This window comes from Bacillus sp. MZGC1 (assembly GCF_002998605.1).
Lineage (GTDB): Bacteria > Bacillota > Bacilli > Bacillales > Bacillaceae > Bacillus.
Genome location: NZ_PVRE01000005.1, coordinates 131,103 through 148,621 on the forward strand (window position 1 = coordinate 131,103; position 17,519 = coordinate 148,621).

General features: G+C 42.8%; 14 protein-coding genes. 7 read left to right on the plus strand and 7 right to left on the minus strand.

The genetic code is table 11. The features are described 5' to 3' along the window. Window positions 1-8: 8 nt before the first annotated feature. Complete coding sequence (folE2, locus tag C6Y06_RS15775; protein ID WP_066031185.1) at window positions 9-905, plus strand: GTP cyclohydrolase FolE2; 897 nt, start codon at window positions 9-11, stop codon at window positions 903-905. Between the two features lie 25 nt (window positions 906-930). Here folE2 and C6Y06_RS15780 read toward each other — a convergent pair whose 3' ends face one another. Then, the gene (locus C6Y06_RS15780; protein ID WP_060595738.1) at window positions 931-2,820 is read right to left on the minus strand and encodes an ABC-F family ATP-binding cassette domain-containing protein; all 1,890 of its coding nucleotides are present in this window, start codon (window positions 2,818-2,820) and stop codon (window positions 931-933) included. Window positions 2,821-2,953: 133 nt separating this feature from the next. On the opposite strand from C6Y06_RS15780, the gene C6Y06_RS15785 reads away from it, so the two are divergent. After that, entirely contained in the window at window positions 2,954-4,027 is a 1,074-nt protein-coding gene (locus C6Y06_RS15785; protein ID WP_060595737.1) for a tetratricopeptide repeat-containing glycosyltransferase family 2 protein, read from the plus strand. Between the two features lie 181 nt (window positions 4,028-4,208). After that, the gene (gene bcaP / locus C6Y06_RS15790) at window positions 4,209-5,600 is read left to right on the plus strand and encodes a branched-chain amino acid transporter BcaP (RefSeq protein WP_060595736.1); all 1,392 of its coding nucleotides are present in this window, start codon (window positions 4,209-4,211) and stop codon (window positions 5,598-5,600) included. A gap of 204 nt (window positions 5,601-5,804) precedes the next feature. On the opposite strand, the gene C6Y06_RS15795 is transcribed toward bcaP, so the two are convergent. Next, window positions 5,805-7,220, minus strand: a complete 1,416-nt coding sequence (locus C6Y06_RS15795; protein WP_060595735.1) for an SLC13 family permease — start codon at window positions 7,218-7,220, stop codon at window positions 5,805-5,807. A 262-nt stretch (window positions 7,221-7,482) separates the two neighbouring features. On the opposite strand from C6Y06_RS15795, the gene pbp4 reads away from it, so the two are divergent. Continuing rightward, on the plus strand, window positions 7,483-9,522 hold the full coding sequence (gene pbp4 / locus C6Y06_RS15800) for a penicillin-binding protein PBP4(5) (RefSeq protein ID WP_106037191.1): 2,040 nt from the start codon (window positions 7,483-7,485) through the stop codon (window positions 9,520-9,522). 134 nt (window positions 9,523-9,656) lie between these two features. After that, window positions 9,657-10,895: an MFS transporter gene (locus C6Y06_RS15805; RefSeq protein WP_034664564.1), complete on the plus strand. Its 1,239-nt coding sequence runs from the start codon at window positions 9,657-9,659 to the stop codon at window positions 10,893-10,895. 35 nt (window positions 10,896-10,930) lie between these two features. On the opposite strand, the gene C6Y06_RS15810 is transcribed toward C6Y06_RS15805, so the two are convergent. From C6Y06_RS15810 to rfbF, 5 genes are read right to left on the minus strand one after another with little or no spacing between them, the layout of a single operon-like run. Continuing rightward, the gene (locus tag C6Y06_RS15810; RefSeq protein WP_106037192.1) at window positions 10,931-11,860 is read right to left on the minus strand and encodes a putative nucleotide-diphospho-sugar transferase; all 930 of its coding nucleotides are present in this window, start codon (window positions 11,858-11,860) and stop codon (window positions 10,931-10,933) included. Further along, window positions 11,861-13,051, minus strand: coding sequence for a glycosyltransferase family 2 protein (locus C6Y06_RS15815; RefSeq protein WP_060595732.1), 1,191 nt, complete (start codon window positions 13,049-13,051; stop codon window positions 11,861-11,863). After that, window positions 13,048-13,959, minus strand: a complete 912-nt coding sequence (locus tag C6Y06_RS15820; RefSeq protein WP_060595731.1) for a putative nucleotide-diphospho-sugar transferase — start codon at window positions 13,957-13,959, stop codon at window positions 13,048-13,050. Before C6Y06_RS15820 ends, C6Y06_RS15815 begins: the two co-directional genes overlap by 4 nt. A 12-nt stretch (window positions 13,960-13,971) precedes the next feature. Then, window positions 13,972-14,943, minus strand: a complete 972-nt coding sequence (locus C6Y06_RS15825) for a GDP-mannose 4,6-dehydratase (RefSeq protein WP_041816148.1) — start codon at window positions 14,941-14,943, stop codon at window positions 13,972-13,974. Window positions 14,944-14,947: 4 nt separating this feature from the next. Then, window positions 14,948-15,712: a glucose-1-phosphate cytidylyltransferase gene (gene rfbF / locus C6Y06_RS15830; RefSeq protein ID WP_106037193.1), complete on the minus strand. Its 765-nt coding sequence runs from the start codon at window positions 15,710-15,712 to the stop codon at window positions 14,948-14,950. Window positions 15,713-16,067: 355 nt separating this feature from the next. On the opposite strand from rfbF, the gene C6Y06_RS15835 reads away from it, so the two are divergent. Both C6Y06_RS15835 and C6Y06_RS15840 read left to right on the plus strand, forming a co-directional pair. After that, on the plus strand, window positions 16,068-16,217 hold the full coding sequence (locus tag C6Y06_RS15835; RefSeq protein WP_003213883.1) for a DUF1540 domain-containing protein: 150 nt from the start codon (window positions 16,068-16,070) through the stop codon (window positions 16,215-16,217). A 198-nt stretch (window positions 16,218-16,415) separates the two neighbouring features. Beyond that, the gene (locus C6Y06_RS15840) at window positions 16,416-17,495 is read left to right on the plus strand and encodes a DUF3900 domain-containing protein (RefSeq protein WP_106037194.1); all 1,080 of its coding nucleotides are present in this window, start codon (window positions 16,416-16,418) and stop codon (window positions 17,493-17,495) included. The last annotated feature ends 24 nt before the right edge of the window (window positions 17,496-17,519 follow it).

The window sequence follows — 17,519 nt, forward strand, 5'->3', positions numbered from 1 at the left end:
GGGATCTCATGTTTTCTTTTCCACCCAAAAAAGAACGACACCAACAATTCGGATCTGTACCGCCAAGCCTTGGAACGAAGCCTTCTCAAAAAGAGAACATGACTGACACCCAAAAGACGGAGCAGGACTTTTATTTTCATCTTGAACAAGTCGGCATCTGCCGCGTGTCTTATCCTGTACGAATTTTGTCTAAAACGGCACCGCAGGACCAAATAACTTCTGCTGACTTTGCACTGAGTACCTCCCTGAGAGCTCACGAAAAAGGCATTCATATGAGCCGTCTCACTGAACAGCTGCACTCGTTTTACGAAAGCGGAAAGCCGCTTGATGTGAATAGCTTAAAAGCATTGACAGCAGCGCTTGCCCGTCAGATGAATCAGTCATCTGCCTCGGTTCAAGTTTCCTTCCCTTGGTACATGGAAAAGCAAAGCCCAGTCACCGGGAAATCGGGTTTGATGCATGCGACAATCACATATGACATTCATTTTCATGAAAAGGATGGATGGACCTGTCATATTGGCTGCGATGCACAAGTCACCACATTATGTCCTTGTTCTAAAGAAATTAGTGAATACGGTGCACATAATCAGCGCGGCTCTGTTTCCATTCAGGTAGAGTTGTTTGAACAAGCATCATTCCCTAACGACATGAAAGCAGCTCTTTTACATATCATTGAGTCCAATGCGAGTGCACCGCTGTATCCTGTGCTTAAAAGACCTGATGAAAAGAAAGTGACAGAAGAGGCTTATGAAAATCCACGCTTTGTAGAAGATCTCACAAGGTTAATGGCCATCGAATTATATGAGCAGCCATGGGTCAGGGGCTTTCAAGTCGAGTGTCGTAATGAGGAATCCATTCATCAGCATGATGCCTATGCGAAATGCTCTTATCAAAAAAACCTGTAGATCAACTCTACAGGTTTCTTATTTCTTAGTCATGACTCTCTAATTCCTCAATCATCAGCGATAGTTCTGTCCAGCGGTCCATTGCTTGTTCTAGTTCTTCAGCAACGGCTTTTTGTTCGTCCATCAGCTCTTGAATTTTTCCAAAATCACTGCCTGCCTCCGCAATGCTTGCTTCAAGCTGCTGGTGTTTTTCCTCTAATGCCTGAATCCGGTCTTCAATTCCGTCCCATTCAAGCTGGTCTTTATAAGAAAGTTTTTTTCTCTTTTTAGGCGCCGCTTCTACTTGTTTCTCAGCAGGCTTTGTCTCTGTCCGCTTCGCCTCTTTTTCTTGCTCCATGTAATCGCTGTAAGCACCTTGGAAGTGTGAAATGCGGCCATTACCTTCAAAGACAAGCAGACGGTGAACCACTCGGTCTAAGAAATAACGATCATGCGATACGGTCATAACAACGCCAGGAAACTGTTCTAAATAATCCTCTAAAATGCTGAGGGTCTCCGTATCAAGATCGTTCGTCGGCTCATCTAAAAAGAGAACATTTGGTTCTTCCATTAAGACTTTCAATAAATACAATCTGCGGCGTTCTCCCCCTGACAGCTTGCGAATAAACGTCCGCTGCATGGATCTTGGGAATAGGAACCGTTCTAGCATTTGCTCTGCTGTCACGATGGCGCCATCAGATGTCTTGACGATCTCAGCTGTTTCCTTGATGTACTCAATGATGGTCAGTTCTTCATCCATTTCCTTGTGATCCTGCGTGTAATAGCCAATGCGAACGGTTTGTCCAATCGTCAATTGTCCTGTAGTCGGTTCTATTTTACCCGCTAGACAGTTAAGAAGAGTCGTTTTGCCGACTCCATTCGGCCCGATAAATCCAATCCGGTCGCCCGGCACGACTAAATCTGTAAACCGCTCCACAAGGGTCTGGCCAGCAAATGAAATTGATAAGTCTTCTGCCTCTATGACTTGTTTTCCTAGGCGGTGCGAGCCGATAGCGAAATCAAGCTCTCCTTTCGCATCAGGCCCTTTTTGATCCATCAGCTCTTCGGCTCTGCCAATGCGAGCTTTTTGCTTCGTCGTTCTTGCTTTTGCCCCTCTTCTCAGCCATGCAAGTTCTCGTCTGAGTAAGTTTTGACGCTTCGTTTCTTTCACCTGAGCTTCTGCTTCTCGTTCGGCTCTTTTTTCTAAAAAGACTTCATAATTTCCTTTATACGTATAGAGCTGCCCTTGATTCAATTCATAAATTCGGTTGGCCACACGGTTTAGGAAATAACGATCATGCGTCACCAGAATGACAGCACCGCTGTATTGACTCAAATATCCTTCGAGCCATTCAATCGTTGCATTATCGAGATGGTTGGTTGGCTCGTCTAAAATCAGCAATCCCGCGGGCTGAATTAAATTTTTAGCAATCGCGACACGCTTTTTCTGTCCGCCTGATAATGCATGAACAGAGCGGCTCACATCTTTGACACCAAGCTTTGTCAAAATCGTTTTTGCTGACAGGTTCGCATCCCATGCGTCTTCCTGATCCATTCGATTTTGCATGCGCATGAGCGCTTCTTGTTTTGCTTCATTTTGCGGATCATGCTCTAAATCGGCTAGCGCCTTTTCATATGCCTTCATCGTTTGAATCATGGGTGCCGTTCCAGAAAAAATGTAATCAAGAATCGTTTCATTCCCGCTCATTTCAGGGTCTTGCTCAAGAAATTCGATATCAAGTGTCCCTGCCTTCGTGATGTCACCCTCCTCAAACGATTCAAGTCCTGCAATGACCTTTAGGAGCGTTGACTTTCCTGTTCCGTTTGGTCCAATCAATCCGATGCGTTCCCTTGGTTCTATATGAAAAGAAATATGATCAAACAGCGTTTTCTCGCCATATGTTTTATATAATCCTTCAACATTCAATAAACTCATTTTTATCAGCCCTTACATAGATTCTCCCTTTATTTTAAATCAGCCGGTAGCAGAAAACTAGTTTTAAAAAACCCGCTGCTGAAAAGAATGTTTCCTTTTGCTGCTCGATACACTATGAAGAGGTGATCTAAAGATGGTAACCATTAGCTTATGTATGATTGTGAAAAATGAAGAGGAGGTGTTAGCGGACTGCCTTTCCTCTGTCCAAGACATTGTAGATGAGATGATCATCGTTGATACAGGGTCAACAGATCGTACGAAGGAGATTGCTCACTCCTTTTCAGCACAGGTACTTGATTTCGAATGGGTTCAGCACTTTGCAAAAGCCCGCAATTTCGCTTTCTCACATGCAACGAAAGAGTATATTTTATGGCTTGATGCAGACGATGTTCTACTAGAAGAAGACCGTCAAAAATTTCTTCAGCTCAAAGAGACGCTTGATCCTTCGGTGGATGCCGTCTCAATGTTTTATCATGTGGGATTTGATCAAGACGGTCGGGTGAATTTTAAATATAGAAGAAATCGCCTTGTGAAACGTGTCTTGAACTTTCAGTGGTACGGGGCCGTACATGAGTTTCTTCAAGTGTATGGCAACATCTTTCCAGCCGATATAGCCGTCACACATCAAAAGCGCAAGAAAACAACCACTGGTGAGCCTGGGCGCAACCTGCGAATTTATGAAGACATGCTCGCAAAAGGAGAGGACATGACGCCACGTGATCTCTTTTACTTTGCCAATGAATTAAGAGATAACAGGCAGCATGTCAGGGCGATTCGTTTTTATCATGAATTTTTAGCGACAAAACAGTGCTGGATTGAGGATGAAATTCGCACATGCCAATATTTAGCCGACTGCTATTATGCGGTAGGCTTCGAGGAAGCGGCTTTATCCTCATTATTACGTTCTTTCTTATACGATCAGCCCCGTCCAGAATTTTGCTGCCGGATCGGGGATCATCTAAAAATACAAAATAAACATCAGGCAGCGATCTTTTGGTATGAGCAGGCGCTGAAGGCTCCTGAAAACGAAACAGCCTTCACACTCACACAGTATAAAACGTGGTATCCACATCTCCAGCTTTGCTATTGTTATTATCAGCTCGGCGATTTGGAAAAAGCCAAGACACATCATCTTGCCTCCTCCGCCCATTACCCCACTCATCCAAGTGTGCTGTTCAATGAAAAAATATTTGCTGAACAGACATAGATCCCCCCGTCACCACATCCGCCTTCCACCTGCCAGCGGATGTCTCTTTTTATGCACAAATTCGATTGTGATGTTTAACACTTTAGTGATTTAAAGCGTTTTTCAACCAATTGACTAAATTGTCAATTACGCATATACTAACATTCGTCTTACGAAAAGATTTATCCATTAGGAGGTCAACATGAGTTCTTTATTTCGAAAAAAGTCTCTCGACCAGCTCATGCTTGAAAGTCAAACGAAGCGGCTTAGCCGATCGTTAAATACGTTTGATTTAATCTTGCTTGGCATTGGCTGCGTGGTCGGGACTGGTATCTTTGTGATTACGGGGGTTGCGGCAGCAAAGGATGCGGGACCTGCGATTATTATATCTTTTATTTTGGCTGCGATCGCATGCGCCCTTGCTGCTTTTTGCTACGCTGAATTCTCCTCGTCCATTCCTGTGTCAGGAAGCGTCTATACGTATTCCTACGCCACACTTGGGGAATTTCTCGCCTTCTTAATGGGCTGGGATCTCATGCTTGAATATGTCATTGCGCTCTCTGCTGTAGCAAGTGGATGGTCGTCCTATTTTCAATCACTGCTCAGTGGATTCGGTCTGCACATACCGAAGGCTTTATCAGCTGCACCTGGAGCCGCTGATGGTGCCGTCTTTAACCTTCCAGGCGCACTTATTATTTTACTCATCACCTTTATCGTCTCAAGAGGCGTCAAAGAAAGCACGAAGCTGAATAACATCATTGTGTTAATCAAAATTGCCATCGTCCTTCTCTTTATCATTTCAGGCTTTGCTTACGTCAAACCTGAAAACTGGACACCCTTTATGCCGATGGGCTTTGAAGGAGTGATCGCAGGCGCGGCAACAGTCTTTTTTGCTTATCTCGGATTTGATGCGATCGCCAATGCATCTGAAGAAGTCAAAAATCCGCAAAAGGCGATGCCGATCGGCATTATCGGGGCGCTCGGTGTTTGTACCATTTTATACATCGGTGTGTCCTTTGTCTTAACCGGCATGGTTCACTATACGAAACTGAATGTCAGTGACCCTGTCGCATTTGCTCTTCAAGTCGTTGGCCTTCATAGTGTGGCAGGTATCATATCAGCCGGTGCCATTATTGGGATCACAACGGTTTTAATTGCCTTGGTCTATGCGCAGGTTCGCTTAACCTTTGCGATGAGCCGCGATGGACTCATGCCAAAAGTTTTCTCAAATGTTCATCCAAAATCGCAAACACCCGTTGCCAACACTTGGCTGACAGGTGCTGTCGCAGCATGTATCGTAGGTTTTGTGAATTTATCGACGCTTGCGAATTTAGTGAGTATCGGTACACTTGCAGCCTTTACGGTGATTTCAATTGCCGTCATTGTTTTACGGAAAAAGCACCCGAATGTCAAAGCAGCGTTTAAAGTACCATTCGTGCCTGTTCTTCCGATTATCAGTGCGGTCATTTGTATCACACTTGCGACGACCCTTTCATGGGTGACTTGGAGAGCCTTCCTTATCTGGGTAGCCATTGGTGTCGTTGTTTACTTCACCTATGCAAGACGAAAAAGTCATCTTAATGAAACACATTAGAAAAGAGACACGGGGTTTCCCGGTCTCTTTTTTTTGCTTAAATCACGCTGTTTTTGGCTGAATTTGAGTCCACCATGTCTGGATCTAACACGCTTATTACACGCCAAAGGACACTCACATCAAAAAATCCACACCAGCACCGAAGCCAAAAGAAACAAAAACACCGACGGTCTCGATTCGATCAAAGCCATCTTCTTAACCCGCTCAGCTTTTAAACACAATCGGGAGCCAGAAATACACCGCAAGGACAATCGCCACAATACTGATGATATTTAACCAAAAGCCTGCCCTGACCATATCAGATATTTTCAGCACGTCCGCACTAAAGACAGCGGCGTTTGGCGGTGTGGAGATCGGCAGCATAAACGCACATGAAGAAGCCAAAGCAGCCGCAGCCATTAACCCATATGGCTCCATGCCAATCGCAAGCCCAAGCCCTACCGTAATCGGAATAATCATATTGGCAACAGCTGTATTCGACATAATTTCAGTCATAAACAAAATCGCTCCCGTTAAAATGATCAACAGCACGATATACGAAAGCCCATTTAAATGCTGTAGATTTTCGCCAATCCATCCCGTTAGATTGGTTTCTGCAAAGCCCGTAGCGAGCGAAAGCCCACCTCCAAACAAAAGCAAAAGCCCCCACGGCAGCTGTTTCATATCCTGCCATTCTAATATTCTCTCTCCATTTGTTGCTGGAATGAGAAATAACAGCATGGCACCGAAAATGGCGATAGACGTATCAGATACGGTGATCCCTCCAAACAAAAAGAGCTTAAAAATCCACAAAAACGCCGTCATGAGAAAAACAACAAACACCCATTTTTCCTCTTGTTTCATTTTTCCTAAATTCTCTAATCCCTTTCGAATGAACGCTACACTCATTTCACCTGTGTGCTCTACCTTGAACTGTACCTTGGTCAAATACAGAAATAAGAGAATGAGCAGAATCATCGCAACAGGAAAACCAAACAAAAACCATTCAAAAAACATAATTTCCCGATCTAGCAGTTTTTTTGACATCGCAGCAAACACCGCATTTGGCACAGATCCGACAAGTGTTGCTAGACCACCAATTGACGCTGAATACGCAACCGACAATAAGATGCTTTTACTGAATCGATCAAGAGATGGACCAGATAAGATTTCATTAGCCTTGACCTCTTTAATCACTGCAAGTGCCACTGGGAGCATCATCAGGGCTGTCGCTGCATTCGAAATCCACATAGATAAAAAAGCAGTCGCGATCATGACACCTAATACAATGCGATCACTTCTTGTGCCAATCACCCTCAAAATGTGTAAGGCCATTCTTCTATGTAAGTTCCATTTTTCAATGGCAATAGCAATCATAAATCCTCCCATGTACATAAAAACGATCGGATCTCCATAAGCCCTTGATGTCTGTTCCATAGAAAGTCCGCCAAGTGTCGGCAGTAGGATGATGGGCAATAAAGATGTTGCAGGTATGGGCAGTGCTTCTGTCACCCACCATGTTGCCGTCCAAGCCGTAATGCCCAAGACTACCCTCGCAGCATAGGTCAATTCATCTTCAGGTATGAGAAACAGAACGAGCAAGAAGAGTGTCGGTCCAAGAATAAGTCCAATTACATTCACTTTTTTATAAACGATAACAATTCCCCCCTATTGAAAGCGCTTGTCATATTTTTTCTAATTTTCCACATTCGATGATCTCTTAAGAAATCCTTTAAATCATAAGAAAAAATGAAGATATCTTTCATAAAAACAGCTGTCATTTTACTCCCATTTTCAAAACCATGACATGATGCCTTGGTCTATTTTCATAGGAGAAACTATACAAATCATGTGCAATCACTGTAAAATATAGAAGATCTAATCAAAAATTGAGGTGTTTTCATTGTATAAGGATCAAAGAAAATCATTTTGGAAACAGAAAAAATTCATTATTCCTCTTCTTAGCATCATCGTGATAGCAGCTGCTCTCTTTTTCTTAAAAGATACTCTTTTCTCAAAAGAAAAAGAGGCTTTAAAAGCGGCTGAATCCTTTACGAAACAATTGGAGAAGAAAGACTTTACGAAGCTGGTGGATGAGGTAACGAGTGCGTCTTTGAAAGCCAATGACTTCTCAAAAAAACAACTAGCCGAAAAATATGACAATATCTTTAACGGAATTGGTGCTTATGATCTGAACATATCAAAGCTCAACGTCGAAAAACAGGACAAAGGAAATGGGTATCAATTTTCCTATGATGTGACAATGAAAACGTCTTTTGGCAAGCTGCACAAGCTTTCTTACAAGGGCGTTCTCTCAGAAGAAGATGACAAGTGGAAAGTGGACTGGAAGCCAAATCTCATCTTCCCGCAAATGGAGAAGGGAGATACTATCAAAGTCAAATCAGACCCTGCTGTCCGTGGAAACATTGTAGACCGAAAAGGGCGTACGCTGGCAGAAACAACTGGTGGAAACGCACTTGGCATCATCCCAGGTAAACTCGGGACAGGGAAAGAAAAAGAACGCAATATCAAAAAAATCAGCAAGGCATTTGATATAGATGAAGAACTAATCGACAACCAGCTGAAACAAGTATGGGTCACAGACGACACGTTTGTCCCGCTCAAATCAATGGTAGAACAGAAGCCGATTCCAAAGGATATAAAAGGCGTCACCTATCAATCGAAGGAAATGCGTTACTATCCTTATAACGAAGCCGCCGCCCATCTCACCGGCTATGTCGGAAAAGCAAATGCAGATGATATCAAAAGAAATCCGGCATTAAAAGCAGATCAAATCATCGGCAAAACCGGCCTTGAATTTACGTTTGACAAAAACTTGCGCGGACAAGATGGCGGAAGCATTCTGATCGTCCATGATGAAACAGGCATTGAAGAAACATTGCAAAAATCAGATCGACAAGATGGAAAAACAGTGAAGCTGACCATTGATGCATCTTTACAGAAAAAAGCCTATGAACAGCTGAAAGGTGAAAAAGGAGCCGTCACCATCATGAATCCATCATCAGGGGATCTATTAGCGCTTGTCAGCACCCCTTCCTACGATGTCAATCTCATGACAAACGGGATCACACCTAAACAATATCAGGCATACAGCGAAAACCCAGACCTCCCATTCCAAGCCCGGTATGCGAGCCGGTATGCACCAGGGTCTACATTCAAAACCATTACAGCAGCCATCGGGTTGGAAACAGGTGTCACAAAGCCAAATAAAGTACGCACCATTCATGGACTGAAATGGCAAAAGGATCAATCATGGGGCAATTATCGAATTACACGGGTTCACGATAAAGAAAACGTAAATATGGTTGATGCCCTCGTGTACTCAGATAATATTTACTTCGGACAGGAAGCACTGGAAATTGGCAAAGACACCTACGAGAAAAAAGTAAAAGCATTTGGGTTTGGCGAAGATTTGCACATGCCATTTACAATGAAACCAGCACAAGTATCGAACGATGGCATTCAATCGGACATCTTACTTGCTGACTCTGCCTATGGCCAAGGCGAATTACTCATGTCACCGATTGAACAAGTACATGCCTATTCTCCATTTGCAACAGGAGGCAAGCTTGTCTATCCTCGAGTCGTTCAAGATGAAAAAACAGCATCACCAAAACAAATCATCAAAGAAGACTCGGCAAACACAGTGAAAGACGCGCTGACTCAGGTCGTGACCAGTCCAAACGGTACAGCTCACTCCTTACAAATTGAAGGAGCTGATATTGCCGCTAAAACAGGAACGGCAGAGCTGAAGAGCAAACAAGGGGCAACAGACGGTTCTGAAAATGGATTTTTACTTGCATTTAATCCTAAAAAAGAAGATTACGTCCTCGTCGGCATGATTGAAGGTGTGAAAAACCGCGGCGGAAGCGGACTCGTCATTCAAAAAATGAAGCCTGTGATCGCATCTTTTTATCAATAACCCTTTAGAGACACAAGCACTTGTGTCTCTTTTTTCTAAATCATGACAATTTGCTATTGTTTTATAGTTCACCTTATGAATAAAATGAGAAGAATGCAAAATAGAAAACAGTTGAATGAAAGGAGGAAGTCTCATTGGCTATTGCTGCTCGTACAAAGGATAAACCTCAAAATTCTGTCACCGGATCAACGGTTTACCCCATTTTATTGATTATTGGCATTTGCCATATGCTGAACGACACATTGCAAGCCGTTATTCCTGCGATGTTCCCTATTTTAGAACGCTCAATGGGGCTGACCTTTACACAATTAGGGCTGATTGCCTTTACATTAAATATGGTCTCCTCCGTCATGCAGCCCGCTATTGGGTGGTATACAGATAAACGGCCGATGCCTTATGCACTCCCGATTGCTTTATTTTCTAGTGCTGTCGGTATATTCGGGCTTGCGTTTGCGCCTTCCTTTGCCACCATTTTGCTTTGCGTTGTCTTTATCGGACTCGGCTCTGCAATTTTCCATCCAGAGGGCTCTCGTGTTGCCAACATGGCAGCTGGTCCAAGACGAGGACTTGCACAGTCCATCTATCAAGTAGGCGGAAATACAGGTCAAGCCTTTGCTCCGCTGATCGCTGCATTAATGCTCGTCCCTCTCGGTCAGCCAGGCGTGGCTTGGTTTACGATTGTTGGAATGATTGCTGTCGGTTTCCTTCTTTATATTTCAAGATGGTACGCAGGAAGACTTCAAACCATTCGAGCTCAAGCGAAAAAGGCTCCAGCAAAAGCTGCAAGATCTGATATTCATCGTAAGTCAGCACTCACAGCACTTGGCATTATCGTCTTTCTCATCTTTGCCCGCTCTTGGTATGGGAATGCGATATCGAATTTCTATGCGTTTTATGCGATTGAACAATATGGATTGACGATTAAAGAATCACAGACTTATATTTTCTTATTTCTCATTCTAGGTGCAATAGGGACATTTTTAGGCGGGCCGCTTGCAGACCGCTTCGGCAAGAAAACCGTGATTTTAATTTCCTTATTGGCATCCTTTCCACTTGCCCTGCTGCTGCCATTTGCCGGACCTGTTTTTGCTTATGTTTTACTTGGACTAATTGGGGTCATTCTGACATCAAGCTTCTCTGTCACAGTCGTTTATGCTCAAGAACTATTTCCCGGGAAAATTGGCACAATGTCTGGTTTAACGGTTGGGCTTGCGTTTGGTATGGGTGCAATTGGATCAGTCGCTCTAGGCTCATTCATTGATGCCTTCGGTTTAACGCCTACCATGATCGGAGTCGCCTTTTTACCGATATTAGGCATCCTGGCCTTCTTACTACCTAGCGATCAAACCATCTCCAAATGGAATGAATCATAAAAAGGAGAAAACCGCTCAGTTATTGAGCGGTTTTTTCATATCTCATAAAAATGCGTGTCAGGAACGTGCTTCTTTGCAATAAACCCTTGCTGAAATTCTGGAAAGACCTTTTGCACCTGTTTAATTTTTTGATGAACCAAATCGGCATACGGAATATATAGATGATCCACTAGATTTTGTTCTGTCATATAGTAATACCAATTAAGATTAAAGGTATTCTCATCAATGATCGTAAAGGCAGAAAAATGATAGAACAAGAGTGGACATTCGTCGAGATACATATCCCCTTTCACAACTGAAAACTTGTAGTTTTCAATATTCCAAATGGCGGCATTGGCTCCTTTAGATGTCACCACATGGACCCCTTCAAAATCATCGATCCATCTTTCAACATACCGCTGATCTCCATACGTCTTATTTTCTGTATCCATTTCTACTGTACAGTGTGCAAGACAGTTTTCCTTCCATTGTGTGACCGCCTGTTTGGCAACGTCTGTGTTGCGGCAGCCGACAAATCCAGTATTAAAGCGGCCAGACAACTCATAAAAGTGATAGAACCGCTTGGAATTCATATGATCCGTCAAAAATAAATGAGCGAGCGGATTCTCTGCAAATACCGCCTCTGGATCATGATAAAAATACAAATCCGTATCCAAATGGGCGAGATAATCCGCTTCTGAGGACTCAAGGATTTTGAGCAGAAAAGCAGGCTTTAACGTCCAGCAATACTCATGGAACGTCCGATCATCTTTTGCCTTTCGCAGCGTGTCATCTTCAATGTCTTCAAGCTGTTCATATTGAACGTGCGGATGAGGGAATTCACTTAACACCTTGTAAGCCAAAGGGTCCGCACATAAAACCGACAACTTGAATGAATGGGCGGTTTGTTCAAGCGAATGAATCAGCGCCAAAAGCTTAAAAATATGGGTATTCGACACAATGGTTGTAAAATGATAAGACGCCATCTATAACACATCCACTTGAAACAAATCAACGCGTAATAGCTCTTTCGTCAGCCCTTGAATGGCTTCTACAAGCACTGTGCAGCCATATTCCTGCCGTGCAAGCTGCGCTGCTTCTGACAGCTTTTTCAAAGGGACATGCTTTGCTGTCAGCTGATCTTTTTTATCGCGTTTGATGCCTACATTCCGCTCTGTGATCAAATGAAGCAGCTCTAAAAAATAAGAAAGCAGACCATCGAATGCCGGATTTTCACGCAGCTGCCGGACCTCTTTCACAATGTCATTTGTGACGGTGTGAGAAAATGGACCAGAGAAAGCCAAATGGACATCAATGGCATCAATATTGTTGTACTTCTCGCACATATACAAAATGTTATATTTGATGTCATCAAATGACGTTAAATTACTTGGATGCTCCTGATGCACACTCATGATATCCTCTCGCAATTCAAACGAGAGACCAAGCTGATGCAGACGAATTCCTAAATCATAATCCTCAAACCCGTACCGAACGATATTTTCATCAAACATCCCGAGTGCCATGACATGCTTACGTTTGACAGAGGAGTTATTCGTAATAAAAAATCGCCACGGCAGCTCATAAGAGCCTAAATCATAGTTATACGTGCGCAAAATGTCTTTGAGAATATCAATAAACTCAGACTGCAAATCGAAGCTTTTCTCTAGAAATCCACCATTTTCAACTTCCTTCATTGATAAAAGAGGCGTTTTATCTTTCATTTTCCGCTTATACAAGCCTTGCTTTTTCAACCGATTGATATGATCCTGATCAAATGCTTCGTAAAAATAACGATAAATCCGCTTCCAGCATACACCACAAATCACAAGGTCCTCATGAACAGCATGTGCCTCCGCATGCTTTTGAATAAATTGCGGCTCTGCCAGCATATCGCTGTCATGGAATATCAGCAGGTCTCCCTCCGCCTCGCGAATGGCATGATTGCGACCCTTGGCAATCCCTTGATTGACAGGAATACGTACCTTTTTAAACGGGAAATTCACCTCAATGTTCTCAAGCATTTCCATCGTGCCGTCCGTTGACCCATTATCAGCGACAATCACCTCAAATGGAATATCCGTATCCTGAAGCGTTAAGGAAAAAAGACTCCCTTCTAAACGCTCTTTGGCATTATAGCTTGGAATAATGACGCTTACCTTTGGCTTCTCATTCATGCGTCATCCCCCTCCAATTTGGCATAGCCGTTAAACAGCGGATCGACCTTCTCAACAGATTCAATCACATGGCGCAGCACGTTTCGATAGGCTTCTTGGAAAAACGGCAGATCATTTCTCCCTTTTTCATGAATTTGCTGCATCTCATCCTTGCTCACGATGCGAAAGCCGCTGAAATGATAGCAAATGAGCGGATGCCCATCGTCCAGCAAAATACGTCCATTCTCTTCCCGATAAGAATGCTGCCCATAGTTCCAATGACCAATATTCACGCCTTTTGTTTGAATATCTTCCACTTTTTCAAACAGCTTCGGCATATGATCCAGATATCCTTGATCGCCAAACTTGCCTTCTCCCGGCGCATTTTTGCATTCCTTCAAGCATTCTTCTTTCCACCAGCTGAGGCATTTCCGGCCGGCTTCATCTCCTTTAAAATACAGGAAGCCTGAGTTATATCGTCCTAAAAGCTTCTGAAGCATCTTCACTTCCTCAGGATCGAAGCTCGGAATCACAATATCCCCTCTCGAGAGTAAAACAGAGGCATCCGGCTGATGTTGAAAAATCGCTTTCGGGCTCTCATAAAAAAATAAATCCGCATCAAGATAGGTTACGCCCTCTGCCTGCTCCTGTTCAAATAACCACTCAATCCAAATCGGCTTTAATGTCCAGCAATATTCCGAGGCATCCCGTTCCTCTTTTTTCTCCAGCAGCTCCGGCGTTTCGAGCTCCCGTACATGAACAAGATCGACATGAGGAAAATTCATTTGATGAAGCAGATCAAATGCAGCATCATCCATACATAACGTCTTGATGACAGCATCATCTTCTACTTGCTTCAATGATAAGAAAAACGCAATGGCTTGATAAAGTCTTCCACTTGATAGAACCGTACAATATATGCTGTTCATCTACTTACACCTCTATTTTTGAAAGAATTCGCGGTACCATTCAATCGTCTTCTCTAAACCTTCATCAATGGAATAGTCAGGCTTCCAATCAAGCAGCTTTCTCGCCTTTTCTGCCGACAAATATTGATGCTTAATCTCATGCGTTCCTTGGTTTAAAATACGCGGCTTCAGTTCACTGCCCATTGCCTTTAAAATCTTATCCACGAGCTCAAGCACCGTCAGCTGAATTTCATTACTAAAGTTAAATGCTTCTCCAGCGAGCCCTTTTTCCTCCATCTTCTCAGCTAGCAGCAAATAAGCCTTGACCGCATCTTCAATGTAGAAGTAATCACGAATAAATGTCCCGTCACTTCTAATTTCCGGTGCCTCTCCTTCTAACACAAGCTGGATGGTTTGCGGAATGATTCTGTTGAAATTTAAATCCCCGCCCCCGTATAAATTGCCGCAGCGTGTAATACAAACCGGAAGACCATATGTGTTGTAATACGTGTGAGAAATTAAATCTGCACAGCTCTTCGATACATCATACGGATGTTTCCCATTTAGCGGCATGTCTTCATCGTATGGAAGCTGCTCTTGATCGCCGTATGCTTTGTCACTTGATGCCACGATGACTCGTTTAATCAGCGGCTGTCTTCTACAAGCCTCCAGTACATTCCATGTCCCTAAAATATTGGCTTCAAATGTAGAAACAGGGTGTCTATTTGCGACCCCAACAATGGCCTGCGCCGCCAAATGGAAGACAGTATCAATTTCGTATTCTCCTAACGCACGTTCAATCGTTTGCATATCCTCCAATGCACCTTGCACCACATTCATCTTTTCGAATTGACTGCCTTGATATAAATTCGATCGAGGCACCTGATCACGCACAAGTCCAGTTACGTTTGCACCTTGATCAATCAATTCCTTGACGAGATAGCTTCCCAATAGTCCTGTACATCCAGTCACAAATACGTTTTTTCCATTCCAAAATCCGCTCATGCCGTCACCAAACCTTCCATGGTTGTTTTCCATTTGTCCACATGCCATTGATTTCCTTCAGGTTCTTATACGTATCGATCGCTGTCCAAAATCCGTGGTGCTCATAAACCGCAAGCTCTCCATCATTCGCCAGATTTTGAAGAGGCTCCGCTTCAAACACGCATTGATCATCGTCTGTCAAATAGTCAAATACCTTTGGAGACAACACAAAAAATCCTCCATTGATCATCCCGATACTGTCTGTCTTCTCAGAGAAGGATTGTGCCATCCCGTTATATACCTTCAACGTCCCGTACTGTGACTTCTTTTCAATTCCTGTGACAGTCGCAGCAGCCCTAAGATCCTGATGACGCTTCAGCAGATGAAACATATTGATATTGGCAAGTCCATCACCATACGTCATCATGAATGTCTCATCCCCAATGTAGTCCTGTGCCTGCTTTAACCGTCCGCCTGTCATCGTCTCCTCACCCGTATCTAAAAAGGTAATTTTCCAGTTCTCTAACTTTCCTAAAAGCTTCATTTCTCCTGTTGCCATATCCAGCTGCATGCTGTGATGCCGCCAGTCGTAGTTCAGAAAATATTCTTTGATCTTCTCTCCTTTATATCCAAGCAATAAGATAAACTCATCTACTCCGTAATACTGATAGATTTTCATAATATGCCATAGAATAGGCCGATCTCCGATCATAGCAAGTGGTTTAGGAAGCGCTTGTGTGACCTCACTCATTCTCGTTCCCTTTCCTCCGCAGAGAATGACTGCTTTCATCTTCTCCCCTCATCTCTCTATGAAAATTTTTGATTGAAAACCTTATCTTTATGCGGAAAATCAGTACATGTACCCTCAGACTTTGTCCGACATCAGGTTTTGAATCTACTCTATTCATATGTCGAAATGAGAGATAGTGCCACCTAGCATTTAACTATTTTTACAAATAAAAAAAGAGCGAGATTTGTATTCTCGCTCTTTCAAAGTTTAAATTGTATATTATCAGGGTAGATGGTATGATAAACATGTGCATCATCAGCACAAACAGCCTCTTTTTATAAAGAGACTACTAGATGGAATGAATTCAAGTGGCAGCTTGCTTCATTCTCAATATGAATCACGGAGGTGAATTCCCATGGCACAAAACGTACTTTGTGAAGTGAACTCTTGCCGTTTTTGGGCTGATAACAGCTGTACAGCTTCTACCATTAAAATTGGTAAAAACACAATGACTGATGTGACTCGCAATGCTGAAACTGATTGCGAAACATTTGAAACAAAATAAGTTGTTTTTCTGAGATGAAGGAACTGGCAGGTTCCTTCTTTTCTTTTATCATTCTATCAAGAATGATAATTATTATCAAGTGTTTTTCACTAAACATTTCTCGGGAAATAATGACACGATATTTCTCCATTCGTTGACGATTTTCACTCCTTTTTCTATACTCAACATATCCGAAGAAGAAAAAGTGGTGACCAATCAATGGATTTTACGATACGTTTTCTATCATTCTTTGTCGTAGAAATCGAAGGCAAAGATGAACAAGCAAATAAACGGTTCAAGCATTATCAAACATTAGATCAAGAGGAATTTGAACAAAGTGAGCTGAAGGACTTTTTAGATGGTGAGCTAAAAAAAATCGTCAAACGAAAAGTGGACAGACACCCTAAATCAGAACAAGTACCGACCAAAATTGGCCGATTCATTGTCGAACCCGGTCATGAACTCGATTCAAATCCAAACTACAATTTATTTCATCAGACGAGATTTGCCAATACAAAAGAAGTATTTAATGAATGCAGCGAACAGTTTGTTCGCACGTATTTAGATACAAGTGCTGTCAGAGGCGGCGTTTTTTTAGTTGCGTCTGCCGTCCCTAAAAAGTACTTCGATGACTCCTTTGTCTTTATTATGAAATGCGATTTTGAACAGAAAGTGGCTTCTATCGCTGATACATCTACCTTGATCAAAAAAGTCGAAATGGCCATTACAACAAAAAATATGAAATCGATTCAATATCCGTTTATGCCAGAAGAGGGCATGACAGAGGAAGCTGAAGTGAAAATTCACCAATCCTCACATGCGCGTTATTTTGAGGACTTTCTGAAATTCGTCGAATACGGGGAATCTATGCCCGAAATCATGAAATCACAGGTCATGAATATGGTGCAGGAACAAGTATTTGAAACATTACAGGATGAAAGTGAAGAATTAAAGCAGTTCGAAGAGGATCTTGAAATATGGGAAGCGAGTGAAAAACGAGAAATTAGAGAAACACTCGATACAGAACAGGTCACACTAGCAGCTTCTCACATTGTGGAACAAACCCCTGATATCACAATGAAAATGCGTCTAGGTGAAACAGAAATCAAAGGACTTCTCGCGGACTTTGGCCACTCGATCCATATTGCGAAGGTCAACAATCGATATGTCGTGCTCGTTGAAGCAGACCAAATCGTCTTCGAAAAAGGAAGCACACCTGTTGAATTCCATAAACCAAATGGATTAAAAGAGGTTGTCAGCCACCTGACGCAAAAAGCCTACGATTCAGTCATAGAATAAGAGAATATGACTGCCTCTGCGATC

Bases quoted from the DNA above. Each gene is read 5' to 3' on its own strand.
- folE2 (WP_066031185.1), top strand. From the start codon at position 9: ATGTTTTCTTTTCCACCCAAAAAAGAACGACACCAACAATTCGGATCT.
- C6Y06_RS15780 (WP_060595738.1), bottom strand. From the start codon at position 2,820: ATGAGTTTATTGAATGTTGAAGGATTATATAAAACATATGGCGAGAAA.
- C6Y06_RS15785 (WP_060595737.1), top strand. From the start codon at position 2,954: ATGGTAACCATTAGCTTATGTATGATTGTGAAAAATGAAGAGGAGGTG.
- bcaP (WP_060595736.1), top strand. From the start codon at position 4,209: ATGAGTTCTTTATTTCGAAAAAAGTCTCTCGACCAGCTCATGCTTGAA.
- C6Y06_RS15810 (WP_106037192.1), bottom strand. From the start codon at position 11,860: ATGGCGTCTTATCATTTTACAACCATTGTGTCGAATACCCATATTTTT.
- C6Y06_RS15815 (WP_060595732.1), bottom strand. From the start codon at position 13,051: ATGAATGAGAAGCCAAAGGTAAGCGTCATTATTCCAAGCTATAATGCC.
- C6Y06_RS15820 (WP_060595731.1), bottom strand. From the start codon at position 13,959: ATGAACAGCATATATTGTACGGTTCTATCAAGTGGAAGACTTTATCAA.
- C6Y06_RS15825 (WP_041816148.1), bottom strand. From the start codon at position 14,943: ATGAGCGGATTTTGGAATGGAAAAAACGTATTTGTGACTGGATGTACA.
- rfbF (WP_106037193.1), bottom strand. From the start codon at position 15,712: ATGAAAGCAGTCATTCTCTGCGGAGGAAAGGGAACGAGAATGAGTGAG.
- C6Y06_RS15835 (WP_003213883.1), top strand. From the start codon at position 16,068: ATGGCACAAAACGTACTTTGTGAAGTGAACTCTTGCCGTTTTTGGGCT.
- C6Y06_RS15840 (WP_106037194.1), top strand. From the start codon at position 16,416: ATGGATTTTACGATACGTTTTCTATCATTCTTTGTCGTAGAAATCGAA.